This window comes from Pistricoccus aurantiacus, from assembly GCF_007954585.1.
Taxonomy (GTDB): domain Bacteria; phylum Pseudomonadota; class Gammaproteobacteria; order Pseudomonadales; family Halomonadaceae; genus Pistricoccus; species Pistricoccus aurantiacus.
In genome coordinates this window covers 1,260,556-1,285,416 of record NZ_CP042382.1, presented here as the reverse complement: position 1 = coordinate 1,285,416, position 24,861 = coordinate 1,260,556, and the positions used below count along the sequence as shown (strand labels likewise).

Here is a 24,861-nt window from a genome sequence, read left to right as displayed (position 1 = left end):
CTTCGCCTTCATTTCGCAGTCGCGCGCGCTGTTGGCATTATGCAACATCAAGTTGAGAGGGCATGATGAAAAATGAAACATGGATACAGTTGATTATCGGCGGAATTATTTTAGTTCCACTTGGTTTTTTGGGCTCTAACGTTTTTGATATGAACAAGACCCTATCATCCATGACGGCTCAAGTATCTAACACAGACAATCGCGTAAATCGTATCGTAGAAGTTCTTCCAGAAGTAAAGGCCAGAGTTGCTTGGGAAGAAACGAATCATGCAATAGAGGGTTTTTTGGTTGTTACTAACCCTACGGAAAAAGAACCAGGAGAATGGGTTACTACAGCGGCCGTTTATAATAGAGACAGCTCAGAATTGAGTGTATTTCCAATAAAGTTAGATAAGGCCCATATGAACTATGCATCTTTTGTAGTCGCTGGGAAATTGAAGTCAGAAAATCCCCATGAGGCATCGTTTTCAGAACTATCGAAATACTCTGCAGAGCTCAGAGACGTAGTTTTGATTCCAAATAATGTAAATTTGGACACAAGTTTTGTTTTTCGTTCATCCGATGCCGAAGAAATGAGTAAATTCTTAGAGACAATTTCAGGGTCCAAGCCAGAGAAAACTGAAATCAAAAGAATCAGGAATTGGAAAGAGTTAGTAGAGGGATTTGAGGCTGTAAACAAAGAAATTGAGCATAACAATGGCAGCCAGTAGGATGTGGACTTCCCCCGAATCAGTAGACACGCATCGATAACTCCGGCTAGGGAGAAGAGCGATGCCTGCCATGAACACCGGGAAGAAGACTCAAAGGTATAGCGTCGAGTTCAAAGTCAAAGCCGTGGAGTGGCATCACCAGGCCCACCGCAGTGTGAAAGCGTTGCCGAAGCGCTAGATATTCATTCCTTCATGCTGTCACGCTGATGCAAGGAATACCGTGAAGGAAAGTTTGCCATGAAACGGGTCAAGAAAGCGCCAGCCGACGCGAAGAAGAAAATCCAGGGACAGGATGAGGCTGCCCGCCTGAAACGTAAGCGCCAATAAATCAGCACCTACCCCCCGACCCTGCAATTGAACACACTGATTCCCTGACCCACACCACGAGGAATCAGCATGACCCCGATCGAACGGGAACACTTCTGGCAACAGCATATCCATGACTGGCACACCGCCGGTGTGTCCGGCAGCGGAACCTGTCAACCTGATTCGGACAGATCGTTAAAAATTAGTGTCGATTTCGTCTCGGTGTTGCCCGCCGCCGATAGCGTCGGGAAGTTCACCACACTGTAGGGCGCTGGGTCGTCGTCATCGGGCTGTACCGGATTGATCGAGACACTGGCCGGAGGCATCACCACCTTGGGGCGTCCGCGTAGGAACCGCTCGGGGTGCGCCTCGAAGCTGTCATCGAGCGCTCGCTGGCGGACCTTCGCTATCTCGCGATATCGGCCGGTGAAGACCTGCTCCGGCGTGAAGCCAGCCAGCCCGCTGTGATGGTGCTGCAGGTTGTACCAGTCGACGTAGGCGCTATACCACTGCCGGGCATGGACTGAGGTGGACCCCATCAGCTGGACAGCTTGAAGGTGTTACTAAGCTCTGACCTCTTTGTTTACCCGGCTCAAGCTGCCAGGGTCACGGATGGCTGGTAATACACCTCGTCGGGTGTTTGATAATCATGGCTCTGATGGAACCGCTCCTGATTGTAGTGCCGGAAGTACCGGTTAAGCGCCTGTCTCAAGTGTCGCCCATCCTCGAAGGCGGTGAGGTAGATGCACTCATGTTTGACACTGCGCCAGAGGCGTTCCACGAAGATATTGTCATGGTAGCAGCCCTTGCCGTCCATGCTGATCCGGATGCCATGATGCTTGAGAACATCGGTGAAGGCTTCACTGGTGAACTGGACACCCTGATCCGTGTTGAAGATTTCCGGCGTTCCATGACGTTGCAGGGCCTCCTCCAGAGCATCAACGCAGAAGTCAGCGTCCAGGGTGTTCGAGACGCGCCAGGACAGCACCTTGCGAGTGTGCCAGTCCATGATGGCCACCAGGCACATGAAGCCCCGGGCCAGCGGCGCATACGTGATATCGGCGGCCCACACCTGGTTGGGCCGGTCGATCCGGCGCCCTTTGAGCAGGTAGGGATAAACCTTGTGCCCCTCGCCGGGAATGCTGGTTCTCGGACGCGGGTATACCGCCTGCAGGCCCATGGTGCGCATCAGTCGCTGGACTCGCTTGCGGTTTACCTGATAGCCCTGGCGCTGCAGGAACGCCCGCATTTTGCGAGACCCGTAATACGGCGTTTCCAGATGTTGCTGATCAAGTAGATACATGAGATTCAAATCCTTCTGACGCTGTTGCCGAGGACGGTAGTACACCGATGAGCGGCTCAATTTGAGCAATTCACATTGGCACGTCATGCTGATATCAGGGTGGTCGCGCTCGATCATCGCCAACCGGCGTCGACGACTTACTGATCGAGCTTGCGCGATAAAAAATCGCGTTCCACCGTCAACCGGCCGATCTCGCGATAGAGTTCATCGGTGTTGGGCTCGTTGGACGGCTTGCCAGCCTTCTTCTTGCCTTCGAAGAGGTCAGGGGCATTTTCCAGCAGCTCGCGTTTCCAGGTGCTGACCATGGTCGGATGGATCTGGAAACGGGCGGCGATCTCGGAAGTGGTCTGGTCACCCTTGAGAGCGGCCAGGGCAACCTTGGACTTGAATGAAGCGCTGTACTGTTGGCGTTTCTTGCTCATGATTCTCCTCCTGAGGGAGATGATGAATCAGAGCTTAGGCACCTGTCCAAATTTCGGGGTCCAGTTCATACGGAAACACATAAAAGACTATATTGAGGGCTTTTATAACAGCCAGCGGCTGCACAGTGGCTTGGGTTACCGGACTCCGATAGAGTTCGAAGGGATTAGCTGATGGAGCGTGTCCACTTTATTTGGGGAACTCCAACACGCCGTTCATTACCTGATCGAGCACAAGCTGGATCTGTCGGTGTTTCATCCAAAATACCGCATCGCCGCACGGCCTACGATCCGGACAAGCGCAGGGATCCTGGGAACCCGAGCTCGACAGTTATAAGTGTAAGTGATTGATTTTCCAGAAAATATGTTTCCAGAATTGACACTACAACAACCATTATTCGGCGTAGATAATTGATTTTGTGAGAGAAAAACAAAACCTCGTATCGCAATACGTACCAGCCCGATACTGTCAAACTGGCCAGAATGGCAAGATGCATAAAGCAAAACGTGTCACTGCAAAAGGCCATCGATTTAATAAAATCAATGATTTACAGAAGAAACTGTCGAACTCGGGATAACACGTTGCGCTACACATAGCCCGCTATCGAATGAAGAAATATCAAATATGGCTAAACCAAAACATATATTTCGTAGCGTTTCCATTATTGCCGGATTGATCATAATTTTTTTGGCGATTATTGATGGATACAACAACTGGTTACCATATCTTGACGCTCAATGGTTGCTGGGCGCTGGAGTAGTACTGATTGGCCTTGCATCACGCAAGTCCCCAATCGACATCCCCTAGTTGCCAAGTGCCGGGATCTCCGGAAAACCTGAATCGTGGCCCCCGCCCCCCATCCGTGCCAAAATTCAAGAATACGCAAAAGAGAGGAGCTTTCCATGGATCTCCAGCGAATCGAGGATGAGGCCCTCCATCTCCCTAAAGAAGAGCGGGCACAATTGATTCAGCGGCTGGTCTTGAGCCTGGAATCACCTTCGGCAGAGGAGCTTCGATCAGACTGGCTGCTCGAAGCTCGGCGCAGAGCCGAAGAGCTCGATAATGGCTCGATTCAGTCGGTGCCAGGTGACGATGTCATGAGGAAGGCACGAGCACTGATCGGATGAGCTCTTTTTTTCACCCGGTAGCGGAAGCCGAATTCCTGAAAGCAGTAGGTTTTTATGACCGGCGTCCCCCCCAGTACTGGCTCGGCAGACTTTAACCAAACGCTATTTTGCAGAACGACTTTTCAAGGCCTCGACATGCGCTTACAAATTCTCTCCGATCTACACCTGGAACACTTCGACGAGGGTCGCGATATTCCGCAGGAAGCGGTGGATGCGGTGGTGCTGGCCGGGGATATCCACTCGGCGGAGCTTGGCCTCGAGTGGGCGGCGGCGCATTTCTCCGATGTACCGATCCTCTATGTGCCGGGCAACCATGAATACTACGGCGGCCAGGTAACGGGATTGCGCGACCGGATGCGGGCTACCGCTAATCGCTTGGGGATTCACCTGTTGGACAACGGCGCCCTGGTACTCGATGGCGTGCGTTTTCTCGGCACGACCCTATGGAGCGATTTTTGCCTGTACGACGGTCTGCCGGAGCACGATCGTGAACGGATGTATGCCAAGGCGCTGGCCTTTATGCCGGACTTCTCGATTATCGAGGAGCCGGTTGGCGAGGTCTTCACACCGGAGGCAAGTCAGGCGCTTCACCGCCAGGCGCGGCAGTGGCTCGAGACGGAGCTGGCCAAGCCTCACGACGGCCCTACCTTAGTAATCAGTCATCACGCCCCGCTGGCGGAATGCATTCCGACACAGTATCAGGGCGACCCATTATCGCCGGCCTTTGCCTCGCCCCTCGAGGCGTTGATGGGAAAGATGGATATATGGATTCATGGTCATGTTCACGAGCCGGTGAACCTGGAGATAGCCGGTACGCGGGTTATCGCGAATCCCGGCGGCTATCCCGATGAATTCGACCCGCCGCTCTTTCAGCCACGTCTGGTTATCGATATCTAGGCGCTGTCACTCAACGCGCCAGCTCGCTCATGGCCGCTTCCAGCCCCGCCGGTGTCATGGGATACATGCGGTCGCCGATGATGTCGCGAATCAAATGCGTGGAGTGAGTGAATTCCCAGTAGCGCGGCGGCATGGGGTTGAGCCATACCAGATGCGGGAAGGCGTCGACCAGGCGCTTTAGCCAAACGCCCCCCGACTCACGATTGAAATGTTCGACGCTGCCACCGGGATGGGTGATCTCGTAGGGGGACATGGAGGCGTCACCGACGATCACCACCTGATAGTCCGCGCCATAGGTATGCAACACGTCCAGGGTGGGGATCGGCCGCTCCCGACGCCGAGCGTTGTCCTGCCACAGACCTTCGTAGACGCAATTGTGGAAGTAGTAGTGCTCCAGGTGCTTGAACTCGGAACGCGCCGCGGAGAAAAGCTCCTCGCAGGTACGGATGTGATCATCCATGGAACCGCCCACATCGAGCAGCAACAGCACCTTCACCGCGTTATGGCGCTCCGGGCGCATCTGCACGTTGAGCAGACCCGCGTCCCGGGCGGTCTCGCGGATGGTGGCGTCGATATCGAATTCATCCAGCGCGCCCTGCCGGGCGAAACGGCGCAGCCGCCGCAGCGCCATCTTGATATTGCGAGTACCGAGTTCCAGATCGTCGTCGTAGTCGCGAAAGCGCCGCTCGTCCCAGACCTTGACCGCCCGGCGATGGCGGGAGCCGTCCTGACCGATGCGGATGCCTTCCGGATTGTAGCCGTAGGCGCCGAAGGGGCTGGTGCCACCGGTGCCGATCCACTTGTTGCCGCCGGCGTGGCGTTCCTTTTGTTCCTCGAGACGCTGCTTGAAGGTCTCGATCAGCTTCTCCAGCCCGCCCAGGGATTCGATCTTGGCCTTCTCTTCTTCTGAGAGGGATTTCTCGAACTCCCGGCGCAGCCAGTCTTCCGGGATCAGCGCCTCGATGGCGGCGTCCATGTCCTCGAGCCCTTCGAACCAGGCGGCAAAGGCGCGATCGAAACGATCGAAATGGCGCTCGTCCTTGACCATCACCGTGCGCGCCAGTTGATAGAACGCCTCCATGTCAGCAAATACCACGCCTCGCTCCACTACCGCATGCAGGTCGAGCAGTTCGCGCAGCGATACCGGCACCTCATGGCGCTTCAGGGTCTCGAACAGGCCGATAAACATGACTTAGCGCCCCTGGCGACGCAGCATGAAGGCCAACCGTTCCAGCAGATGGGTATCCTGCTCGTTCTTGACCAAGGCGCCGGCAAGCGGCGGAATCGCCTTCACCGGATCGCGCTGATAGAGCGCTTCTTCCGCCAGCTGATCCGCCATCAGGAGCTTCAGCCAGTCCACCAGTTCCGAGGTGGAAGGCTTCTTCTTGAGCCCCGGCGTATCGCGCAGATCGAAGAACACTTCCAACGCTTCGCTGACCAGCCTCGGCGCGATAGCCGGGAAGTGCACGTCGATGATGCGCTGCATGGTCTGGCGATCCGGAAACTCGATGTAGTGGAAGAAACAGCGGCGCAGGAAGGCGTCCGGCAGTTCCTTCTCGTTGTTGGAGGTGATGACGATGATCGGTCGGTGTTCCGCGGCGACAGTCTCGCCGGTCTCGTAGACGTGGAACTCCATGCGATCAAGTTCCTGCAGCAGATCATTGGGAAACTCGATATCCGCCTTGTCGATCTCGTCGATCAGCAGCACCACCCGCCGGTCCGCGGTGAAGGCCTCCCACAGCTTGCCCGGGCGGATGTAGTTGGCGACGTTCTCCACCCCCTCGATGCCCAGTTGGGAATCCCGCAGCCGGCTCACCGCGTCGTATTCGTAGAGTCCCTGGGCCGCCTTGGTGGAGGACTTGATATGCCAGGTGATCAGCGGGGTATCCAGGGCGGCCGCCAACTCCTCGGCGAGCAGGGTCTTGCCGGTGCCCGGCTCTCCCTTGATCAATAGCGGGCGCTGGAGCGTCACGGCAGCGTTCACCGCCTGCTTCAAGGCCTCCGTGGCCACGTAGGTGGAAGTGGAATCGAATGCCATCTTGGCCTCGTATCAAAAGGAATCGGAAGAATGCCAGGGAGTGTACTCAAGTCCGCGCCAGAAAGCTGATGGTCGGTGTCGCGGCGTCGGAAACACCGGGCACACCTTGGCTGGACTGCCATTCTCCGCATCGTTGCGATGCGGCTTCGCATCCGATCAGGCTCGCATAGTAAATTCCCAACGAATCCTGCCAGCGGCGCGGCGCCTGGACGTCTTCAAGCGCCAGCCCTCCGCCGGAACGATGCAGATGCCAGCAGACGCGTCCACCATCGGGATGACGGGTGGCGAAGCCGACGGGAATCGACGCGGTATCGGCACGGCTTTCATCCATATAGCTTTGCAACCAATGCTCGCTATTGCCGCCGGCTTGCTCGCGGTGACGGCCCACGGCGAGGAGTTGTCCATGGCGACCTTGCAGAGCGTCATCAAGCAGTACGAGTCCCATCTCGTCGGTAAAGCCGGCGATCAGTTGGCCCGGAGCGGTTTTTCCGCCGCCAGCCGTGAACTCCCCGGCGTAGTGCGGCAGTCGGCCAGAGTCACGAAACGCCTGGCCCAGCCGCGAGGCGTTGAATTGATCGCCGTAGATCACCACGCTCTCCTTCAAGCCGACGGCTGCCGAAGACTGGCTCGGCAAGGCGCTCGTCAGCGTTGCCTTCAGGGCCAAGGGCGCGGAAACGGCGAGCCAGGTGCTTCGCTTCAAGAGTTGGCGACGCGTGATAGTCATGACAGATTTTCTCCACCTTCAGACATTGCGACTGTCGATCATCGCATTCGGCGTGTGACCATGACACTTCTACCATCAACGATCCAGCCGGCGAGCGGGATTTTCGGTTGATCCGGGTAAATTTGCTATTGTCGTAGTCGATACGGTGGTCGATACAAGGAGACAAGCTATGGCGACTCGTCCTATCCCGGAAAAGGTGCCCAGTCAGATGGCGGCCATGCTGCTGACCGGCCACGGCGGCATCGACAAGCTGGTTTATCGTCAGGACGTGCCAACGCCCGAGCCCGCCAGGGGCGAGGTGCTGGTACAGGTCACCGCGACGGCGAAAAACAACACCGACCGCAAGGCCCGCGAGGGCCTCTACCCCACCAAGGATAAGGACGAGATGACATCGTTTCAGATGGGCGGCTCGCCGACTCTGACCTTTCCGCGTATTCAGGGCGCGGATGTGGTGGGGCGCGTGGTCGCGGTGGGGGATGGCGTGAGCGACGCGCGCCTTGGCCAGCGGGGTCTGCTGGACTTCAATCTCTACGCGGACGAGCGCCGTGATATCAACCTCACTCCGGATTATTACGGCCACGGCGCCGACGGCGGTTTTGCCGAATATATCGCCGTACCGGCGGATCAGTTTCATGCCGTGGACAATCCAGATCTGGCAGATGCGGAGCTGGCGGCAATGGGCATGTGTTCCTACCAGACTGCCCTGCGCATGCTCAATGCAGCGGGAGTCAAGGCCGGCGAGCGTGTGCTGGTCACCGGGGCCAGCGGTGGCGTGGGCACGGCGCTGATTCAGTTATGTCGGCTTCTGGGAGCGATTCCCTATGCGCTGAGCCAGCAGGATAAAGCGGATGCGCTGCTCGCCCTGGGGGCGGAAGCGGTGCTGGATCGTTCGAACATGCGGGACTTCACCGATCGGGTGCGGGCGGTGACGGGGGATCGCCCCATCGACGCGGTTATGGATCTGGTGGGCGGCGAGATGACAGACCGCTTCATCGACGCCATGATCTTCGACATGAGGGCCCGGGAAAGCTATCCGCGCCTTTCCATCGCCGGCGCCAGCGGCGGGAACGTCAGCGAGGTACTTTGGACACGTATCTATCTGTACCAGGTGCGGATCTTTGGTGTCTCCCACGGCACTCGAGAAGAAGCCGAGCAGCTGGTGACGTGGATTCGCAGCGGTGAGCTCAAGCCGGTACTGCACGCGGCGTTCAAGCTATCCGAACTGCGCGAAGCGGAAACCTACTTCGTCAATCGCGGAAGCCACTACCTGGGCAAGATCGTGATTGTCCCGGACGCGCAGTGGCAAACTCACGGCGCGCCCTTTGCTCTGGAGGAATTCCCATGAGCGCCGAACTCAGCCTGCAGTTAATCGATACTCATGCCGGGGGTGACGTCAGCCGTATTGTCGTCGGTGGCATCGATCCGCTTCCCGGCACGACGGTTCGCCAGCAGATGGAATATCTGCGCGACGACGCGGACGGCCTGCGCAAACTGTTGCTGAACGAGCCCTACGGCATCCCCGAAATGTCCGTGGATCTGATCGTTCCCGCCACGCACCCCGAGGCCCGGATGGGCTATATCATCATGGAAGTGATGGGCTACCCGATCTATTCCGGCTCCAACACGATCTGCACTGCCACCGCCCTGCTGGAAAGCGGCATGATTCCCAAACAGGAGGGTCGACAAAACTTCGTGCTGGAGTCACCGGCGGGATTGGTGAATATCGAAGCGCGGGTGGAAAACGGCGTGGTGGAAGCGATCACCTGCGAAGGCCTGCCCACCTATATCGACACCTACCGCAACCGCATCCAGGTGCCTTCGATTGGCGAGGTGACCTACAGCATCGCCTACAGCGGCGGCTTTTACGCCCTGGTGGACGCCACCGAGCTAGGCTTTGCCCTGACCCGAGACGAGGAACGGCGGCTGGCACGATGCGCCCATGCCATCGTCGAAGCGCTGCAGATTCGCGGCGGTTTCTCCCACTACACCCTGGGGGATGTAGGGCCGCTGCCGTTTCTGCACTTCATGGGGCCAGTCGAGCAGGTGGCCGAGGGGTTCTACCGCTCCCGCTCCGCCACCTATGTCCACGAAAACGTGATCTGTCGCAGCACCACCGGCACCGGTACCTCGGCGCGGCTGGCCCTGATGCATCATGAAGGCCTTGTTCAGCCGGGAGACAGGCTGGAAACCGTATCGCTGCGCGATTCCGGTTTCATCGGCGAGCTCACTCGCGCCCGCCGGGACGGCAATCACGACGTGGTAGACAACACCATTACCGGCAAGGCCCATGTGCTGGCCCGCTCGGATATCATCATCAACCGGGACGATCCCATGGTGAACTGCGATGGGCTACACCATATCCTCACCAGCCGTCATCGCACCGTGGACTGAGGGATGGCGGGATCAGCAGTCTTCCAGAAGGGATACCAGTTTCTTGAAGACTTTCGGGTCCTGGCGTAAGCCGTCGTGCTCGAATTCGTTGGTCATCCAATACGCCAGGTTATCGACCACTTCGGCGGTTTCGACGGACAGGCCTGCATCCACGTACATGTCGTCGAAGTAGATGGCCGCGGCCACGGGAACACTGTTGTGAGCCAGCCGCTCTCGATCATAGAAAGGCTTGGTCAGGCGTTTGCCCGCAAGCGCGTGGACGCCGTCACGGAAAGGCTTTAACGCGCTTATCTCTTCGAACATCCATGGGTAGATCATCTCGCCGGTAAGGTAAAGCGGACGATGTTCCTGCGAGAATTCATGATGATGCTCTCGCTCGCGCTCCGCCGCCCAGGCATATTCAGCGTCAGGCGTCGCGTAGATATGCTCATGCAAGGCGGCGAACAAGGGATTTTCATCCAGGCCGGTCAACGTCATCACCTCGTTGAGAAAATGACGGTTCAATGCTTCCTTCTTCTCGCTGGTGAAGGCCTCTTCTATCAGCCAGTGCAGTTTCTCCGGCCCATCGCCCATGCCCAGCAATAGCCCCAGCGTCTGAAAACGCCGGACGGTGAGGATATCTCCGTTCGGCAAGCGGGGCTGGTTGGCGCGGATATGATCCGCGATGTCATCGAGCTTCTCGCTGTCGGAGGGATAGCGCGCATAGTAGGCCTCCATCTTCCTCGCTACCCGGCGGTAGGTACGCCGATAGACCTCGCCGGCATCCGGTGACAGGCTCGGGAGGCCGCCGGCGATATAGCATTTCGCCAGGCCTTCGGGTGCATGGGAAAGATAGGTCAAGGTCAGAAAGCCGCCGTAACTCTGGCCCAGGGTTTCCCAGGTGACATCCTGGTAAACGTTCTTCCTGATATATTCCAGATCCGCGACAACGGCATGGGCATCGAAATGGGAGAGATAGTTGGCGGCAGTCTCCGGGTCGCTCATCTTCTCCATCGTGGCAGCGGTAATTCTGGCACTGCGCCCGGTTCCTCGCTGATCCGGCAGGATGACACGGTATTGCTTTATCGCTTCCGATAACCAGACGGGATCATCCTTCGTGGGCCGAGGCGACTTGCCGCCGGGGCCGCCTTGAAGAAATACCAGCAGCGGGAGACGGTCATTCCTTTTTGCGGGATGGCAGACTTCGCGAAAGAAGACCACGATCTTCTCATCGTTATCCGCACTCCTCCAATCCAGCGGCACTTCCACGTAGCGATCGATGACGTGCCGTCCGGGCAAGGTGTATTCATCGTGTTTCATGCCGGGGTTCTCCATCCGTGCTTCCCATCAGCGAGTGAACCGCGAATTTTCAGTCCGCGCCCCCGCATCGCTTTCTTTCGGCTGGCGCTTCCCAAGCGCCGTCCAAAGTCATGCGAAGACACCGGAGAAAACGATGATGGTCAGTGCCTGAGCCGACATCAGCCAGCCTACGGGACACCTCGTAATACAGGTAGATCAGCAGGATCGCTTGCATGCCATAGAAGGAAAAGCGTTCCCACATTTCCATGCCGAATAACGTCATAAGCGGCCGGGGCTGACCGAAAAACTTCGTTTCCCTTCGATACCGGTGGCGTCCTGACTATTGCTCATGGCTCTCCATGTCACTCAGTTTGATCGGTTGAGGCCGCATAATCCGACTTGCTGTCACAGATCATGGCGTGTAAACGTCGACAATTGCTCAAGGCGATGGCCGGACAAGGATCCGCTGAAACGAGAATCTTATCTGCGCTGATGCAGTAGACGTACCGTTCAAGGCTCATCAAGACGGCATGTCTGCAGTCGCTCGGTGTCCTGGGCATTGTCACCGGTGAAGCGATTCAACCAGGCTTCATCGCCCTTACCCCACCACTCCAGGCCTGAGCCTGTGGTTAAACCTGCGTGCCCGATATAACGACTGCCACTGGCCGATACTGCAGGCGCAAGGCCAAAGAGTTGATCTTTGTATTCAAGTACGAGAAAGACAGGACCAGACTCTTCACCGTCTTGTGTTGTCACGTACCTTGCTTCTATTGCTTGATTGTTATCGCAGGTGTAGCGGTAAGTCCTTTGTTCAAACTGCAAATCACCGGCTTGGCTGGCGCTCGAGCTTTTGGAACTCGAAGTACCGCCGCTGACGCATCCCGCCAATGCTATAGCGGTGAATAGCAAAACACCGACAGCAAGATTAGATGACCTTGGATTCATGGACGATACGCTCCTTTCATAAACATCACGGTAAGATCGGACAGAGGACGCTCAACAGCAATCAGGCTGCCCGCTCGTTTATTGACTTGAACGTCGACTGCATTTGCTGAAACGCCGTTTTGATAGCAAGCAGTCAGCCGCTCATGCCTTGTTACATCACCCATCAATACAAAATTTTAACCCTACTTTCCTACCAACCACCCCCGCTGCTCCTCTATGCCCATGCTGATCAGCCTTGGCTCCTCCTGCTGCATGGCCTGGAAGGCGGCCTTGCTGTCGAGTCCCCACCAGTTGAGCTGGATCAGCGCCTGGGCGACGGCGCCGCCGAGGGTGGCGCCGGGGCCGGGAATTACGATGCGGTCCGGGGCGAATTCGCGCACACCCACCTTGAGGGCGGCGCTGAAGTCATAGGACGTCACCAGCTGTTCGCCGAGGGTGTAGTCCCACAGTGCTTCGGGATCGGTGCTCCAGGGGGTCCAGAGCTTGCCCCGGCCGTCGATCAGCGGCACCTCGGGGGCGCCAAACGGCGTCGCCGGCAGGCAGGTTCTGGCCTCGATTTTGACGCCTTCCTGCATCGGCGTATGAAAGGCGGCGTGCTGATGCAGGCGCAGGGGGAAGCGCTCCAGCGGCGGCAGTTCCTCGGCAAGCCGCTTGAGCCCGGCCTCGTTGCCGCCAAACACCAGCATGCCGCCGAGGTCGATGGAGAGATAAAGTTCGCTGCCGTCCTGTCCGTGCAACTTTTCGATCAGCGCCAGCAGTTCCCGGCGATGCTCGGGCTGGGGCCGCCACTGATCGTCGACCCAAGGGTAGAGCAGCTGGCCACCGTTGAGGGTGGTCTGCATCAGGTGGCCCATGGTGTTGATCAGGGTGAAGGCGTCGTCCTGGGCGAGCGCGCCGCCGAGGGCCAGGGCGATGTACCAGCCCATGGAGTTGCCGGTCACGGCGCAGATCTCGTAGCGCTCCCGGTCGATGGCCAGCGCGTCCGCCAGGGCGCAGGCGTAGATCAGCGGCGAGGCGTGATCGCCGCGCCCGTGCAGGCTCAGGCGAAACGGGGTCTCGCCGTCGAGCTCGCTCAAGGTGGGCTGGTCCTGCTCGCGGCGCAGCGCATCGAAGCGCGCAAGCCAATCACTGCCGGCGGCGTGGCGGGTCAGGGTGCCCCACTCTGCCTGGTTGTAGGTGCCGCGCCCGGGGCAGACGATCAGCAGGCGTTCCTTTGGCTGGGTCAGCTCACTCATGTCCGGCTCCCTGTTACGGTGCGTTCAAATGCGGTCTGCCTGGCTACAAGGCCTTCGGCACGCTCACAAATCGCCGCGACCGAGGGCAGCGTGACCGTCGCCGCCGGTCCCAGGGGAATGAAGCTGTCCTCGGCGGTCAGGCGGTGCAGACGATGGGACTCTACACCCCGCTCCACCAGGCCGGTGATGACCTCCTCGCTGGGTGAGCCACTGCGACGGCATTCGTCCACGCACAGCACCTGGGCGCAGTCAGCCACCCGGCGCTGGATCTCGTCGTGATCCAGCGCCGTCAGCCAGCGCAGGTCGATGATACGCAGCGCGATGCCCTTGGCCTCGAGCCGATCCCGGGCCTGATGCGACAGATAGACGCCGTTGCCATAGGTGAGAATCGCCAGATCGCGCCCTTCGCTCCACTGGCCCAGGGAGCCCACTGGCAGACGATACTCCGGGCCGGGATCAGGGAAGCTCCAGCGCTGATCGCCTTCCTCGATGAGATCGCGGCAGTGATAGAGGGCGATGGGTTCGAGCATCACCACGATGCGCTGTTCCTCGTCCGCCAGGCGCACCGCCTCCTGCAAAAGGCCCACCGCATCCGCCGCGTTCGACGGACAGGCCACCAGCAGACCGGGAATGTCGCGCAGCACGGCGATGGCGTTGTCGTTGTGGAAATGCCCGCCGAAGCCCTTCTGGTAGCCCAGCCCCGCGATGCGTATCACCATGGGGTTGGTGTACTGCCCTTTCGAGAAGAAGCTCAGGGTAGAGGCCTCGCCGCGCAGTTGATCTTCGGCGTTGTGCAGATAGGCCAGGAACTGGATCTCGACGATGGGCACGAAGCCGTTCTGAGCCAGGCCGATGCCCAGCCCCAGAATGCTCTGCTCATCGAGCAGGGTGTCGATGATGCGATAGGCGCCGTACCTGGCCTGCAGCCGCTGGGTCACGCCGTAGACGCCGCCCTTGCGGCCGATGTCCTCCCCGGCCATGACCAGGTGCGGATAGGCTTCCATCAGCCGATACAGGGTCTGGCTGAGCAGCCGGGCCATGGTGGCCGGCGTTGCATCCACCTCTGCTTCGATGGGCTGGCGGCGGCTGAGGCGATGCGGCGGCACGATGGAGGCCATCACCGCCTCGGCGCTTTCCAGCTTGGGCTGACGAATCGCCACTTCCGCAACCTGAGCGACCCGTTCGCCAATATGGTGATAAAGCGTCTGGATGGTCTCGGGTTCGAGCACACCATGACGTATCAACAGACCGGCGCTGTACAGCAGCGGATCGCGCGCCTCGGCGGCCTTGATCTGCTTCGCCGTCAGGTAGGACTGCTGAGCGTCGGAGCCGGCGTGGCCCATCAGGCGCACGCAGTGCATGTGCAAAAACACCGGCTGCTTGAGGCGTCGGGCCAAGCGCTCTGCCTCGCGGGCGGCGCGGTAGGTGTCGAGCAGATCGAGTCCATCGCAACTGATGTAGTGAAACCCCGGGCGGCCGCGCATGCTCTGTTCGATCCAGCCGGCGGGAGTCGGCGTGGAGATGCCGATGCCGTTGTCCTCGCAGATCATGACCAGGGGCATCGGCGTGCCCTGATAGGCTGCCCAGGCCGCCGCGTTGAGGGCACCCTGGGTCGTCGAGTGGTTGAAGGAAGCATCGCCAAAGCTGCACAGCACCACGCTGTCCGTTGGCCACTCCCCCGATCCGCGGATGCGACGCCACAGGCCGAGGCCATGGGCGGCCCCCACCGCCTTGGGCAGATGGGAGGCGATGGTGCTGGTCTGGGGCGGCACGTTCAGTGCCTTGGAGCCCAGCACCTTGTGACGACCACCGGAGATCGGATCTTCGCTTGAGGCGGCAAAGCTCAGCAGCATGTCGTGGATCGGCGTTTGCCCGGGTAGCTGCTTGCTGCGCTGGAGCAAGAAAGCCGCGTCGCGATAGTGCAGGAATGCCGGGTCGGTCACCCGAAACGCGGCGGCGATTGCGGCATTGCCTTCGTGACCGGAACTGCCGATGGTATAGAACGCCTCGCCGCGGGCCTGCAGGCGTCGGGCATGAAGATCCAGTTGGCGGCTGAGCACCTGGGACTCGAACAACTCCGCCAGCATCGGCGCCGTAAGCCCCACTTCATCGAGGCGCCACGCCTGGGCGGGGCTCGGCCAGTCGCCGTCGCGCAGCACCTCGAACAGGCGCTCTTCCAAGGGAAAGGGATTCATGCGTCTATCGCTCCATGGTCAGGCTTATAGAATTGGCCGCATGCTGATCGGAATAGCCGGCTGTCGATTCCCAGCCACGTTTGAATCTACCGCAACCTCCATTCCGACCGATTGCCAAAGGAGCGGGCGATGCCGACGATCGAGTATCGCGGCATAAAGCGTCAGCGACTTGGGCATAGTCTTGTTGGCTTCAATCCTGGCGTTGATATCAATCTGCACCATCAAACTTCTTGTCGGCACTGCCTTTCGAGGGTTTTTCATCCGCGGCATCAGTAGCCGTCGCTTTATCCCGGGTTGCGCCGGCTCTATGACCTGGGGTTGCAGGGCCGTTGCTGGCTTCGCCGGCACTCCCATCCGACATCAGAGGAAGTCCCGAGCCGTGCGTGGCAGGATCGGTTTTCTTTGATTCGTCATCTCGCGCCAACTTGTCCTTATCGATTATCTGACGTGCATCTTCCGTCTGCTTTTTTATTTCCTTTTCATCCTTGGGCAATGATCCCGTATCGATTCTGTTTGATTCGGACATACAATAACTCCCTGTCGTGTAATGCCGATTTCATAGCCTAACGCTAACCCGCCTATTCTTATCCAACAAGCCAGGCACAGATATAGTGGTTCGATAAATAATGCAGCACAAATCATGGCGATCAAGAACACGAGTCGTCGCGGTCCTGTCCGATTGAGCAGAGCGATAACAACAGGAGGATTCTACAATGCCGATTCATCTCTGCGACGCTTGCGGAACGTCCTTCCCGGAGAGTGAAACCGCACCCGACTCTTGCCCGATCTGTGAAGAGGAACGCCAGTATGTCCCCGCCAGCGGGCAGTCCTGGACCACGGCGGAAGAGCTCGCGGCGACCCATTCGAACCTGTGGAAACGGCATGAGCCGAACCTGTTCGAGATCAGAACCCAGCCCAAGTTCGGGATCGGTCAACGCGCCTTCCTGCTCAGAACGCCGAAGGGCAACATCCTGTGGGACTGCATCGCCCTGCTCGATCCGGCCACCGAAGACATCGTCCACGCCCTTGGCGGGGTCGACGCCATCGCGATCTCGCATCCTCATTACTACACCACGATGCAGGATTGGGCGCGGACCTTCGATGCGCCCGTACATTTGCATGCACTCGACCGCGAGTGGGTCCTGCGACCCGACGTCAGGCTGAGTTTCTGGGAAGGCGACAGGAAAGAAATTGGCGAGGGCCTCACGCTGCTCCGGCTCGGCGGACATTTTGCCGGCGGCACGGTGCTGCACTGGCGCGACGGCGCGGAAGGACGCGGCGCTCTGCTCAGCGGAGACATCGTGCAGGTCGCCGCCGACAACAGCCGCGTTTCCTTCATGTGGAGCTACCCCAACATGCTGCCGCTCGCGGCGGCGACGGTCCGGCGCATGGGCGATGCAATGGAACCCTGGGACTTCGACCGCATCTATGGAGCATTCGACGGCAAGACCGTGCCCTCGGGCGCGAAGCATGCCGTTCGACGATCCGTCTCGCGATATGTCGAACTGCTCGAAGGTGAACAGGACTGACCGGCCTGCACCGCTGAAATAAATGAATGGCGACCACCAGCAAGGCGAAGATCGGACTAGCGGGTCGTGGACATGGGCACTGCGCAGCGCCTTGCACCCGCTGATATCCGGCAGGGTGGTGATCTCACCTTTCTGAGATAGCTTGGCCACCACCGCAAAACCTTCTTGGAGTGTTTCTGTGATCAGGCTCGGGAACCAGCTCTCGGGGCTTGCAGACTCCTGCATTTCCACGAATGTCGTGTTCATCAATTCAAGGGCAAGCATTCCGCTTGACGCGCTAATGTGCGCCGCTTGCGGCGTCACCATTGAGCGGCTTGTTAGCGGCTTCTGCCTGAGGGCATTCAACAAGCCATACCTTGATGATTGATTGGCGTGTGATACCAATACGTGCCGCCTCACGATCCAACGACTCTACAACCCAAGCCGGAAAATCAACGTTGATTCGCTTTTGCTCCTGGTTAACACGGCGAGCTGTGGGCAGGTCGAGATCATCAACAATATCTTCCTGATCCTCCTCGAATTTTTTAGCTTTCATAGAGCTCAACCTCCTGCTTGCGAGAGCGCCTGGCTGAAATCAGACGAGTACGGCCTTCCCTGTATGCGACGACAGCCGACCAGTGCTTTCCATCAATTTGGCCGATCAGCAAGAACCGTTGTTCGTCTTCCGATTTTGCACGGATTTCCAGCAGCAGTACCCGGAAGCCGGCGTCAGCCAGCAAACCGCTCAGATTGGCGGTGACGGTGGTCTTGCCCACGCCACCCTTGGAACAGACCGTCGCGGAAACACGCATTGCAAGCGCCTCATCCGGAAATGGATTAGGTCAAGGCAATGCGTCTAGTTTCTAAGGCAGGATAATCAGGCTGTAACAGCTTACCTATGGTGCCGGCACCAGGAGTCGAACCCGGGACCTACTGATTACAAGTTAGTTGCGGGTTTTCGACCGTACGATGTAGCTTCAGTCTTAAAGTTATAATTACGGTTGTGTATATCCAAGAATGCAAGAGGTCCGTATGTACGGTATTTAGCTGCCTCTGCACTACATTGGCACTATGAAGCATGGCCAACCCTGGCAAGGATGTCAACCCACTAATATGATCTGCTACAATGAGGGTGCTGTTCTCCCCCTCTGGCTCCTTGTGGTTACACCGGTGGCCTGGCGTTCAGGGCGCGACGCATGGATTCCACATCGGGATGAACGTATTCCATCGTCGTGCGTATGTCGGTGTGATTGAGTATATTTTGGGTAACGTGGATATTGCGTTCAGGGCTTTCCATCAAGCTCGTCGCAAGGAAGTGACGGAAGCGGTGCGGCGATAGTTTGTAGCCGGCCAGCTCAGACAGCGCCTGGAAAAAATGTTCTGTCTGCCAAGTATCCATGGTCGTTTTCTTGTGGCGGTGGCTAAATCGATTCACATTGAAAAGCTGATCCTTTTGTTTAAACCCGGTATTGTGAGCAGCCACAATTAATGTGTATAGATAGGGATATAGCCCGTCAGGGATTGGCAGGACGGATTCTGAATAGGTTTTCGAGCCGGCAGCCGATGCACGAAATATCCGTTTCTTGAGATTGATGTCACCGGCTTCGATATGCAGTAGCTGATTCAGTCGTATGCCCGTGTAGTAGAAGGTCTCCATAACGACCTGCCAGAACCAGGCCGGATGAATCTTCGAGGCTTCTTCGTAGTAGGTTTCATATCGTCGGCAGACGTCTAGCACTTCTCTCGCATAGCGGATCTGTAATGGCTGTAGTGTCTTCTTGGCTTTTTTTGGCTGTTTGACGAAAACCTCATTGAAAGGGTTCTGGGTGCATGCGATCAGTTGATATTTGATTCCGAAGTTGTAGAGCGCCTTGAGGTGGCGCGCATAGTTGTTCCAGCTCGATTCGGTTATGCCGCCAGATCTATCCTGCGAGCGTATGATCGACACTCTCCATTCAATCACCATCTGGCGTGTGACCATGCTGGGGTAAGTCTCATGGCCCAGATAGCGTCTGAATAATCTCACGACCGCCGTGTAGGTACTGACGCTTTTGGGGCGCAGGTGTTTATCGGCTGCATAGCGACTCACAAGTTCCAGGAATGATACGTCATGCATCTGACTTCTCCCCTTCTCCTTTGGCGGTCAACAGGGTCAATACCCAGTTGTCAGGTGGGGTCTTCTGACTCACCTGTTTCGGGTCCTTAAGCAGATATCCCATCAGCGTTCGGATCTTGTTTGGTCCTTCGACAGATACCTTGTGTATATTCTGTCCTTGGCTCCTGACGTGAATACCCAGCTTCTGGAAGCGTTTCTGCACCGCTTTCCATTGCTCTTCGTCGTTCAGTACGGTGGTGCTGAAACGCTTGAAAATGCCGGGACTGACTAAGAAGTAGGTGCCGTTCACGACGTGAACAGGCGCCTTTGTGTCATTGATCAAAATGGAATGATCCGCAAGCCCCGCTTTCAACCACTGCCAGAACTGCTCTCCGAGGTCCGAGCTATTATTAGAATTTACTTCATTCGACTTTGTTATAGTATTAGGTACATTAGCAGACTTGGATGAATTTGGCCCGAATAAATTATGTGATTGCCCACTACTGGAACCATTAGATTCATCAGTATTTTGCGGTTCAGCCGCTCCAACCTCGGGGAACAACGCCATGATGTCGTCGTCGATAGCGGTATTTGATGGTGAAGTCGTCGCTACAGCTGTAATGGAGGGCTCAATAGTCTGTTTCTGTGGTTGCCGATTAGCAGCGGTCTCCGTTTCGGCTGTCTGGCTATAGGCCTGCCCACCTTCACGATCCTGGCGCTTTTGGTGCTTATCTCCCCCTTCGCCCTTCTCTTCCTCAACGGCTCCCGCGCCCTCCACATTCAGTTTTCCACTGAAGGAATTCGGTCTACCCTCGACGCCCCAGATCAGTGTGGGAGGCAGCTTGAGCATGTTGAATGACTGATGCCAATCCCCATCGATTACTTCGCATTTCCAAACATGTTTGCCCTCTTCGACTTCCTCGATCAGCCCGTGAGCATGAAGTTCTCCATAAAGTCGATTCAGATCTGCCGGAATACTCTTGATGCCCTGGGCATACAGGTGGGCCTTGAGTTCGTTAATAGCCCGAGGCGACACCAACCATAGCGAGTCGTCGGTCAACCAGGCCTGCCCGCCTCGTTTGTTTACCTTGAACTGCTCTCTGACCAGATAGCGCAGGCCTTCGGCCAGCTTGCGCTGGATCGACTCCGCCGGCGCGGATAGTGCCTGGACCGGATCACCACCCAGGGCTTTGGCCACGCTCGCCCGGTCAGCCTGGTGAATCAGCTCCGCAATGATGCCGCCCCGCTCGGGGTGGCCGGCAATCGTGTACATAAAGAGTGCGAAAAGTTTAGGCTGGCTCATCAACCAGTCCATGACCCTGCCACCAAGAACCTGCTGGCACAGCAAAGGGTTTACGGCACTATGCAGGTGATATTCCCGGCCCTGGCGATACCGCACCCGGTAAGGAATCGGTATCGTGCCGTGCCAGACTTGCCATTCCCTGCCGTCCTCAAGATGGATTTCTATGTCGACCAGCACTTTGGCCACGTCATGCATCAATGCGCCGTAGATAATTGCTGCACTCCACAACTCTCCTGCTGAGCTTTGGTCCTCGGGCTTGGCACCAGGCGGCAGAAGATGTCGCTGACGCAGTCGCAACCCATAGCACGCCATCTCAAGCGCGTGATCAAGCATGCCACCAGCGTAGGCATGGTGATGGGATTCAGAGGCGGGAAGTAGTTGAACGAGTTCCGCGTAGCGCTTGATCGGTGCCAGCAGGTATTCGTCGAAGACCTGCTGGGTTAGAGACGTCGTGTCCCATAGCATCTTGATCATCGACTGCCGGCGAGGTGTCGACAGCAACGCATTTCCCGACTGCGGAGACAGGTAGCCCTCAGTCGTCTGTGGAATAGCGGCGGAGCGCGAAAACAAGCGGCGGAGCATCAATGTCCCCTGTCACTGTCAGTCAATCCTCAGATGTGACAGGGAATGAAGCTTCGAGCAGAGGGGAAACGTTAAGCCGGTTAGGAAGGGTTTCTTTGATTGGGCCTCAAGAAGAGGCCGCTGATGCCAGGCAATTGATGACAGGAGAAAAATTACGCACACTGCCTCGCTGTTACAGCCGGTCTGAGTCGTCAGCCATCAAAACTCCATCAGCGTAACCTAAAGTTCGGCATCCGGCCAAAAGCAGTCCTTTAGGCTGTCCTGATATAAAGACGGAATGAGCGGCTGTACAGAGGGACCCGTTTTTGGTCACTCCCACTTGATAGGATTGTGAACGGCATTACCAACTATTAAATGGCTGAACCGCCCCGGCTTTACCGGAGACTCCTTATCTTGAGAGGATGGAGTCATGAACTCACCAAAACGATATTCCCCCGAAGTCCGAGAGCGGGCTGTTCGGTTAGTTGTTGAGCAGCAAGGCGAATACCCGTCCAAATGGGCTGCGATCTGCTCTATTGCCAGCAAGTGTAGTGGTCAAGTGTTTCTAGCCACTGCCTTTTGAGCATTCCAATACTTCTTTTCTATCTCATTCGGCGGCAGCCCATCGTTATGCTTGTGTGGCCGGAGGCTGCTGTAGTAACCGACCATATACTCGATGATCGATGACTTCGCCGTCGCAATACTGGGGTAGCCAATCGCTGGCACCCATTCTGTTTTCAGGCTCCTGAAAAAACGCTCTGTCGGGGCATTATCCCAGCAATTCCCACGACGGCTGAGGCTCTGCGTCATCCGGTAGCGCCAGAGTAATTGCCGGAAGCCCTGGCTGGTGTACTGACAACCCTGATCCGAGTGGAACAGAACGCCTTTTGGCTCACCGCGAGACTCATAAGCCATCAGCAATGCCTTTTTCACCAAGTCAGTATTCGGAGAGAGCGACAGCGCCCACCCCACGGGTTTACGTGAGAACAAGTCAATGACGACGGCCAAATAAGCCCAGCGTGCTCCCGTCCAGAGATAGGTGATGTCACCGGCCCAAGTCTTGTTGGGGACCGTCACATCGAACTCCCGATCGAGCAGGTTCGGGATCGCCAGGTGAGGCTGATCGGCCTTCTTGTAGCGATGGCTCGGCGGCTGCGTACTGGTCAGCCCAAGCTGCTTCATTCGCCTGCCCGCACGATAGCGGCTCAGCGGTATGCCTGCCTGGGTCACCATCATGGCAATGCTGCGAGCGCCGGCAGAGCCGTTACTGGCGGCATGCGCCTCGACAACCTGCTTCAACAGCATTTGCTCATCCTTGCTGGGCGTCTTGTTCCGGTCACGCCAGGCCCGGTAGCTACTGCGATGCACCCCAAACACCTGACACAGGTGCTGCACCGCATAGCTCTCTTCAAGTCGCTCGATTATCGAGAATTGCTCAGGGAGTCCGACATCAAGAGAGCGGTAGCCTTTTTTAGAATGGCTTTTTCTTCCTCAACCCGCCTCAGCTTGCGCTTCAGGTCTTGAATCTCACGCTGTTCGAGGGTCAGCGCCTCGCCACTCTGCGGCGCATGACCTGCCCGTTCTGCACGCAGCCTGCGAACCCAATACTCCATGGTGGACTTGCCAACCCCCATGGCCTCGCAGGCCGCCTTCAGTGTGTAGCCCTGGTCGACGACAAGCTGGGCCGCTTCCAGACGGAATTCCGGGCTGAAGTTTCTTTTCTTGGTCATCCTGTCCACCTGACGTTCTCTGTGAGTGATCATACACTCAAAACCAGGTGACCAAATTCACTGTGCCACTACAAAGATTGGTTGTACGCCGGAGACTTTGAGAGCCTGGTGCAAACGCACAGAGATCACACAGGACGACGGTCCGGTCAAGCTTTCTGAGCGTGAACAACTCAAGCAGCTGGAGCGTGAAAACGCCGAATTGAAAAGGGCCAATGAGATCCTTCGTAAGGCGGCTGCTTTTTTCGCCCAGGCGGAACTCGACCGCAAACCCAAGTGATGGTCTCGTTCATTGACGAGCATCGTGCTCGGTACGGGGTCGAGTCGATTTGCAGCCAGCTGCCAATCGCCCCATCGACGTATTACCACCACAAAGCACTTGAAGCAGATCCTGAACGGCGACCGGAACGGCACCGGAGGGACAAGTGGTTAATGGCTGAAATTCAGCGCGCATGGGAGGAAAACTTCTGCGTCTACGGCGCGCGCAAGATCTGGCGGCAACTGCGGCGGGAAGGCATTGATGTAGCACGTTGTACCGTAGAGCGACTGATGCACCGTCTGGGGATTCGTGGCGTAGTGAGGGGCCAGCGCCACTTTACGACGATCAGCGACCCAGCTCAGCAGCGCGCACCTGATCTGGTGAAGCGAGACTTTACGGCAACGCGCCCCAATCAGCTTTGGGTGGCTGATTTCACCTATGTGGCGACCTGGTCCGGTTTCGTCTACGTCGCCTTCGTTATAGATGTGTACGCCCGCTGCATCGTAGGCTGGCGTGTCGCGACATCAATGAAAACGGAACTTGTCCTGGATGCATTGGAGCAAGCGCTTTGGGCACGCAAGCGCCACCAGGCCCTGATCCATCACAGCGATAGGGGTAGCCAATACCTATCAATCCGGTACACCGAGCGCATGGCTGACGAGGGTATTGATGCCTCAGTGGGCACCACTGGTGATTCCTACGATAATGCGCTGGCCGAAACCATTATCGGCCTATTCAAGACAGAGGTGATCCACCATCGTGGTCCTTGGAAAGGGTTGGATGCCGTTGAATATGCCACGCTGGAGTGGGTTGATTGGTTCAACAATCGCCGCCTGCTGGAACCCATCGGAAACGTTCCCCCAGCGGAGCGAGAAATGGCGTATTATCGTCAGTTAGATGAGTCAGGTGAAGCGGCCTGACTCAAACAAATCGGTCTCCGGAATAACCGGGGCGGTTCATGGCAGAGGAGACACTTTTACCTCCACATTTCCGAGACCAAACGAGTCCAATAGCATCTTAATCGACGACTCACAACGATGCTGATTTGGATTTGGTCCTACTATGACTTCACGTAGAGCAGACACGGCTACGCCGGAAAGCATTTCGAGTTCTATGTAAGGAGCCAAATAGGAAGAACTCGCCCGAAACTGTACGAGTTCCCTTGGCTCCTTTGCTACGATGCGCCATTCTGATTCCTCATGGAACCCTTCATTCTTGAAGAGTGGCGCAAGCTTGGAAATCTCAGCACAAAGCCAATCAACTGCAGCATCAGCCTGCGGCTTGTCCGGTCCTTCCGATGTACAGAGTCTATAGTCGATGTTTGCATTCACTTGACCTTTGGAATTGAGCTTTTCATAGTCACTCCGTGCGAATGCAGGCTTTGGAAACCGCTCAAAGCATTGGGTCACAAGAGATTCAACTTGCTGAATCTGCTGGTCGTGCTCATAGATGCACTGCTCCAACCGATATCCTCTGGACTGGCAAAATTCTTCAAGACAGTCAAACTCGAAGCCCAAACACAGGCCAGCACCCGGTGGGCAATAGCCGCGCCACTGACTTAGGAGATCCGCCTTTTCGCTAAAGGACGCAACGTAAAGGTCATCAGCGGTGACAGACTCAAGACCGTGCCGTATTGCCCATCCAAACGCCTCCAAGTAGTCGTCCTCCATAAGAATGCCTCCGGCTACCTGTTTCGCAAAATCAAGCCCGTGGAAGAACTCGCTCGCGTCGTTTAGGTAATAGGCATGCGTCGCCCAGAGACTTCGGCTTCTAAGTACCCCAAGGATGCCGCTTAGGCTTGTGTAGTGAAAAAGTCTATTCATCTATTCTCGCTAACTC

The 24,861-nt window shown here is 57.2% G+C and carries 24 protein-coding genes, 1 pseudogene and 1 other annotated feature; of the genes and pseudogenes, 8 read left to right on the top strand and 17 right to left on the bottom strand.

From position 1 onward, the window contains the following. The first annotated feature begins 62 nt into the window (after positions 1 to 62). Complete coding sequence (locus tag FGL86_RS06215) at positions 63 to 710, top strand: hypothetical protein (protein ID WP_147183770.1); 648 nt, start codon at positions 63 to 65, stop codon at positions 708 to 710. A gap of 198 nt (positions 711 to 908) precedes the next feature. On the opposite strand, the gene FGL86_RS06210 is transcribed toward FGL86_RS06215, so the two are convergent. The 3 genes from FGL86_RS06210 to FGL86_RS06200 all read right to left on the bottom strand — a co-directional run bounded on the left by FGL86_RS06210 (position 909) and on the right by FGL86_RS06200 (position 2,741). Continuing rightward, the gene (locus tag FGL86_RS06210; RefSeq protein ID WP_147183769.1) at positions 909 to 1,151 is read right to left on the bottom strand and encodes a hypothetical protein; all 243 of its coding nucleotides are present in this window, start codon (positions 1,149 to 1,151) and stop codon (positions 909 to 911) included. Between the two features lie 38 nt (positions 1,152 to 1,189). Then, the gene (locus FGL86_RS18000; protein ID WP_222433800.1) at positions 1,190 to 1,555 is read right to left on the bottom strand and encodes a hypothetical protein; all 366 of its coding nucleotides are present in this window, start codon (positions 1,553 to 1,555) and stop codon (positions 1,190 to 1,192) included. A gap of 53 nt (positions 1,556 to 1,608) precedes the next feature. Continuing rightward, a protein-coding gene (locus FGL86_RS06200; RefSeq protein WP_425468316.1) for an IS3 family transposase occupies positions 1,609 to 2,741 on the bottom strand; the annotation gives its coding sequence in 2 pieces (ribosomal slippage) (positions 1,609 to 2,486 and positions 2,486 to 2,741; 1,134 coding nt in all). Here FGL86_RS06200 and FGL86_RS18380 point away from each other — a divergent pair. The 3 genes from FGL86_RS18380 (at position 2,623) to FGL86_RS06180 (ending at position 4,763) form a co-directional block, all read left to right on the top strand. Further along, positions 2,623 to 2,913 carry an IS3 family transposase gene (locus FGL86_RS18380; RefSeq protein WP_425468315.1) on the top strand — a complete coding sequence of 97 codons (291 nt, stop codon included), beginning with the start codon at positions 2,623 to 2,625 and terminating at the stop codon, positions 2,911 to 2,913. The two genes, FGL86_RS06200 and FGL86_RS18380, sit on opposite strands and share 119 nt — an antisense overlap. 728 nt (positions 2,914 to 3,641) lie before the next feature. Beyond that, on the top strand, positions 3,642 to 3,866 hold the full coding sequence (locus FGL86_RS06185; protein ID WP_147183766.1) for an addiction module protein: 225 nt from the start codon (positions 3,642 to 3,644) through the stop codon (positions 3,864 to 3,866). A 135-nt stretch (positions 3,867 to 4,001) separates the two neighbouring features. After that, the gene (locus FGL86_RS06180) at positions 4,002 to 4,763 is read left to right on the top strand and encodes a metallophosphoesterase (protein ID WP_147183765.1); all 762 of its coding nucleotides are present in this window, start codon (positions 4,002 to 4,004) and stop codon (positions 4,761 to 4,763) included. Between the two features lie 10 nt (positions 4,764 to 4,773). Here the strand turns inward: FGL86_RS06180 and FGL86_RS06175 are convergent, their stop codons facing one another. The 3 genes from FGL86_RS06175 to FGL86_RS06165 are packed head-to-tail and all read right to left on the bottom strand — an operon-like array spanning position 4,774 to position 7,525. Then, the gene (locus tag FGL86_RS06175) at positions 4,774 to 5,952 is read right to left on the bottom strand and encodes a vWA domain-containing protein (protein ID WP_147183764.1); all 1,179 of its coding nucleotides are present in this window, start codon (positions 5,950 to 5,952) and stop codon (positions 4,774 to 4,776) included. Positions 5,953 to 5,955: 3 nt separating this feature from the next. Next, positions 5,956 to 6,801, bottom strand: a complete 846-nt coding sequence (locus FGL86_RS06170) for an AAA family ATPase (RefSeq protein ID WP_147183763.1) — start codon at positions 6,799 to 6,801, stop codon at positions 5,956 to 5,958. Positions 6,802 to 6,847: 46 nt separating this feature from the next. Beyond that, entirely contained in the window at positions 6,848 to 7,525 is a 678-nt protein-coding gene (locus tag FGL86_RS06165) for a hypothetical protein (RefSeq protein ID WP_147183762.1), read from the bottom strand. Between the two features lie 169 nt (positions 7,526 to 7,694). Here FGL86_RS06165 and FGL86_RS06160 point away from each other — a divergent pair, with 169 nt between their 5' ends. After that, a complete protein-coding gene (locus FGL86_RS06160) occupies positions 7,695 to 8,870 on the top strand; it encodes a zinc-binding dehydrogenase (protein WP_147183761.1) in 1,176 nt (391 codons plus the stop codon). Continuing rightward, a complete protein-coding gene (locus FGL86_RS06155; protein ID WP_147183760.1) occupies positions 8,867 to 9,916 on the top strand; it encodes a proline racemase family protein in 1,050 nt (349 codons plus the stop codon). Before FGL86_RS06160 ends, FGL86_RS06155 begins: the two co-directional genes overlap by 4 nt. 12 nt (positions 9,917 to 9,928) lie before the next feature. Here the strand turns inward: FGL86_RS06155 and FGL86_RS06150 are convergent, their stop codons facing one another. The 5 genes from FGL86_RS06150 to FGL86_RS06125 all read right to left on the bottom strand — a co-directional run bounded on the left by FGL86_RS06150 (position 9,929) and on the right by FGL86_RS06125 (position 16,095). After that, positions 9,929 to 11,215 (bottom strand): alpha/beta fold hydrolase, encoded by a 1,287-nt coding sequence (locus FGL86_RS06150; RefSeq protein ID WP_147183759.1) that lies wholly within the window; start codon positions 11,213 to 11,215, stop codon positions 9,929 to 9,931. Positions 11,216 to 11,704: 489 nt separating this feature from the next. Beyond that, complete coding sequence (locus FGL86_RS06140) at positions 11,705 to 12,139, bottom strand: MliC family protein (protein ID WP_147183757.1); 435 nt, start codon at positions 12,137 to 12,139, stop codon at positions 11,705 to 11,707. Between the two features lie 182 nt (positions 12,140 to 12,321). Continuing rightward, complete coding sequence (locus FGL86_RS06135) at positions 12,322 to 13,374, bottom strand: ACP S-malonyltransferase (RefSeq protein ID WP_147183756.1); 1,053 nt, start codon at positions 13,372 to 13,374, stop codon at positions 12,322 to 12,324. Further along, positions 13,371 to 15,569, bottom strand: coding sequence for a thiamine pyrophosphate-dependent enzyme (locus FGL86_RS06130; RefSeq protein ID WP_147183755.1), 2,199 nt, complete (start codon positions 15,567 to 15,569; stop codon positions 13,371 to 13,373). The genes FGL86_RS06135 and FGL86_RS06130 overlap by 4 nt, the downstream gene beginning before the upstream one ends. A 208-nt stretch (positions 15,570 to 15,777) precedes the next feature. After that, positions 15,778 to 16,095, bottom strand: coding sequence for a hypothetical protein (locus FGL86_RS06125; RefSeq protein WP_147183754.1), 318 nt, complete (start codon positions 16,093 to 16,095; stop codon positions 15,778 to 15,780). 187 nt (positions 16,096 to 16,282) lie between these two features. On the opposite strand from FGL86_RS06125, the gene FGL86_RS06120 reads away from it, so the two are divergent. Beyond that, positions 16,283 to 17,098: an MBL fold metallo-hydrolase gene (locus FGL86_RS06120; protein WP_147183753.1), complete on the top strand. Its 816-nt coding sequence runs from the start codon at positions 16,283 to 16,285 to the stop codon at positions 17,096 to 17,098. Positions 17,099 to 17,375: 277 nt separating this feature from the next. Here FGL86_RS06120 and brnA read toward each other — a convergent pair whose 3' ends face one another. The 5 genes from brnA to FGL86_RS06090 all read right to left on the bottom strand — a co-directional run bounded on the left by brnA (position 17,376) and on the right by FGL86_RS06090 (position 22,766). Further along, positions 17,376 to 17,633, bottom strand: coding sequence for a type II toxin-antitoxin system BrnA family antitoxin (gene brnA, locus FGL86_RS06115; RefSeq protein WP_147183752.1), 258 nt, complete (start codon positions 17,631 to 17,633; stop codon positions 17,376 to 17,378). Continuing rightward, complete coding sequence (locus FGL86_RS18260; RefSeq protein WP_147183751.1) at positions 17,623 to 17,889, bottom strand: BrnT family toxin; 267 nt, start codon at positions 17,887 to 17,889, stop codon at positions 17,623 to 17,625. Before FGL86_RS18260 ends, brnA begins: the two co-directional genes overlap by 11 nt. 350 nt (positions 17,890 to 18,239) lie before the next feature. Further along, entirely contained in the window at positions 18,240 to 19,193 is a 954-nt protein-coding gene (locus tag FGL86_RS06105; RefSeq protein ID WP_147183750.1) for a tyrosine-type recombinase/integrase, read from the bottom strand. Beyond that, positions 19,186 to 21,057, bottom strand: coding sequence for a MobH family relaxase (gene mobH / locus FGL86_RS06100; RefSeq protein WP_147183749.1), 1,872 nt, complete (start codon positions 21,055 to 21,057; stop codon positions 19,186 to 19,188). The genes FGL86_RS06105 and mobH overlap by 8 nt, the downstream gene beginning before the upstream one ends. A gap of 534 nt (positions 21,058 to 21,591) precedes the next feature. Continuing rightward, positions 21,592 to 22,766, bottom strand: a protein-coding gene (locus FGL86_RS06090; RefSeq protein ID WP_425468314.1) for an IS3 family transposase whose coding sequence is annotated in 2 segments (ribosomal slippage) — positions 21,592 to 22,511 and positions 22,511 to 22,766 — 1,176 coding nt in all. Because the reading frame shifts where the segments join, the coding sequence is not laid out codon by codon here. Positions 22,767 to 22,821: 55 nt separating this feature from the next. On the opposite strand from FGL86_RS06090, the pseudogene FGL86_RS06085 reads away from it, so the two are divergent. Next, positions 22,822 to 23,942: pseudogene (locus FGL86_RS06085) on the top strand (IS3 family transposase); the annotation flags it as partial. Further along, positions 23,001 to 23,117: a sequence feature (AL1L pseudoknot), on the top strand. (Overlaps the previous pseudogene by 117 nt.) Positions 23,943 to 23,978: 36 nt before the next feature. On the opposite strand, the gene FGL86_RS06080 reads toward FGL86_RS06085, so the two are convergent. Beyond that, entirely contained in the window at positions 23,979 to 24,845 is an 867-nt protein-coding gene (locus FGL86_RS06080; protein ID WP_147183747.1) for a DUF2971 domain-containing protein, read from the bottom strand. Positions 24,846 to 24,861: the final 16 nt, after the last annotated feature.

Coding starts and splice junctions, on each gene's coding strand:
- FGL86_RS06215 (WP_147183770.1), top strand. CDS start 63: ATGATGAAAAATGAAACATGGATACAGTTGATTATCGGCGGAATTATT.
- FGL86_RS06210 (WP_147183769.1), bottom strand. CDS start 1,151: ATGGATATGCTGTTGCCAGAAGTGTTCCCGTTCGATCGGGGTCATGCT.
- FGL86_RS18000 (WP_222433800.1), bottom strand. CDS start 1,555: ATGGGGTCCACCTCAGTCCATGCCCGGCAGTGGTATAGCGCCTACGTC.
- FGL86_RS18380 (WP_425468315.1), top strand. CDS start 2,623: ATGGTCGGATGGATCTGGAAACGGGCGGCGATCTCGGAAGTGGTCTGG.
- FGL86_RS06185 (WP_147183766.1), top strand. CDS start 3,642: ATGGATCTCCAGCGAATCGAGGATGAGGCCCTCCATCTCCCTAAAGAA.
- FGL86_RS06180 (WP_147183765.1), top strand. CDS start 4,002: ATGCGCTTACAAATTCTCTCCGATCTACACCTGGAACACTTCGACGAG.
- FGL86_RS06175 (WP_147183764.1), bottom strand. CDS start 5,952: ATGTTTATCGGCCTGTTCGAGACCCTGAAGCGCCATGAGGTGCCGGTA.
- FGL86_RS06170 (WP_147183763.1), bottom strand. CDS start 6,801: ATGGCATTCGATTCCACTTCCACCTACGTGGCCACGGAGGCCTTGAAG.
- FGL86_RS06165 (WP_147183762.1), bottom strand. CDS start 7,525: ATGACTATCACGCGTCGCCAACTCTTGAAGCGAAGCACCTGGCTCGCC.
- FGL86_RS06160 (WP_147183761.1), top strand. CDS start 7,695: ATGGCGACTCGTCCTATCCCGGAAAAGGTGCCCAGTCAGATGGCGGCC.
- FGL86_RS06155 (WP_147183760.1), top strand. CDS start 8,867: ATGAGCGCCGAACTCAGCCTGCAGTTAATCGATACTCATGCCGGGGGT.
- FGL86_RS06150 (WP_147183759.1), bottom strand. CDS start 11,215: ATGAAACACGATGAATACACCTTGCCCGGACGGCACGTCATCGATCGC.
- FGL86_RS06140 (WP_147183757.1), bottom strand. CDS start 12,139: ATGAATCCAAGGTCATCTAATCTTGCTGTCGGTGTTTTGCTATTCACC.
- FGL86_RS06135 (WP_147183756.1), bottom strand. CDS start 13,374: ATGAGTGAGCTGACCCAGCCAAAGGAACGCCTGCTGATCGTCTGCCCC.
- FGL86_RS06130 (WP_147183755.1), bottom strand. CDS start 15,569: ATGAATCCCTTTCCCTTGGAAGAGCGCCTGTTCGAGGTGCTGCGCGAC.
- FGL86_RS06125 (WP_147183754.1), bottom strand. CDS start 16,095: ATGTCCGAATCAAACAGAATCGATACGGGATCATTGCCCAAGGATGAA.
- FGL86_RS06120 (WP_147183753.1), top strand. CDS start 16,283: ATGCCGATTCATCTCTGCGACGCTTGCGGAACGTCCTTCCCGGAGAGT.
- brnA (WP_147183752.1), bottom strand. CDS start 17,633: ATGAAAGCTAAAAAATTCGAGGAGGATCAGGAAGATATTGTTGATGAT.
- FGL86_RS18260 (WP_147183751.1), bottom strand. CDS start 17,889: ATGCGTGTTTCCGCGACGGTCTGTTCCAAGGGTGGCGTGGGCAAGACC.
- FGL86_RS06105 (WP_147183750.1), bottom strand. CDS start 19,193: ATGCATGACGTATCATTCCTGGAACTTGTGAGTCGCTATGCAGCCGAT.
- mobH (WP_147183749.1), bottom strand. CDS start 21,057: ATGCTCCGCCGCTTGTTTTCGCGCTCCGCCGCTATTCCACAGACGACT.
- FGL86_RS06080 (WP_147183747.1), bottom strand. CDS start 24,845: ATGAATAGACTTTTTCACTACACAAGCCTAAGCGGCATCCTTGGGGTA.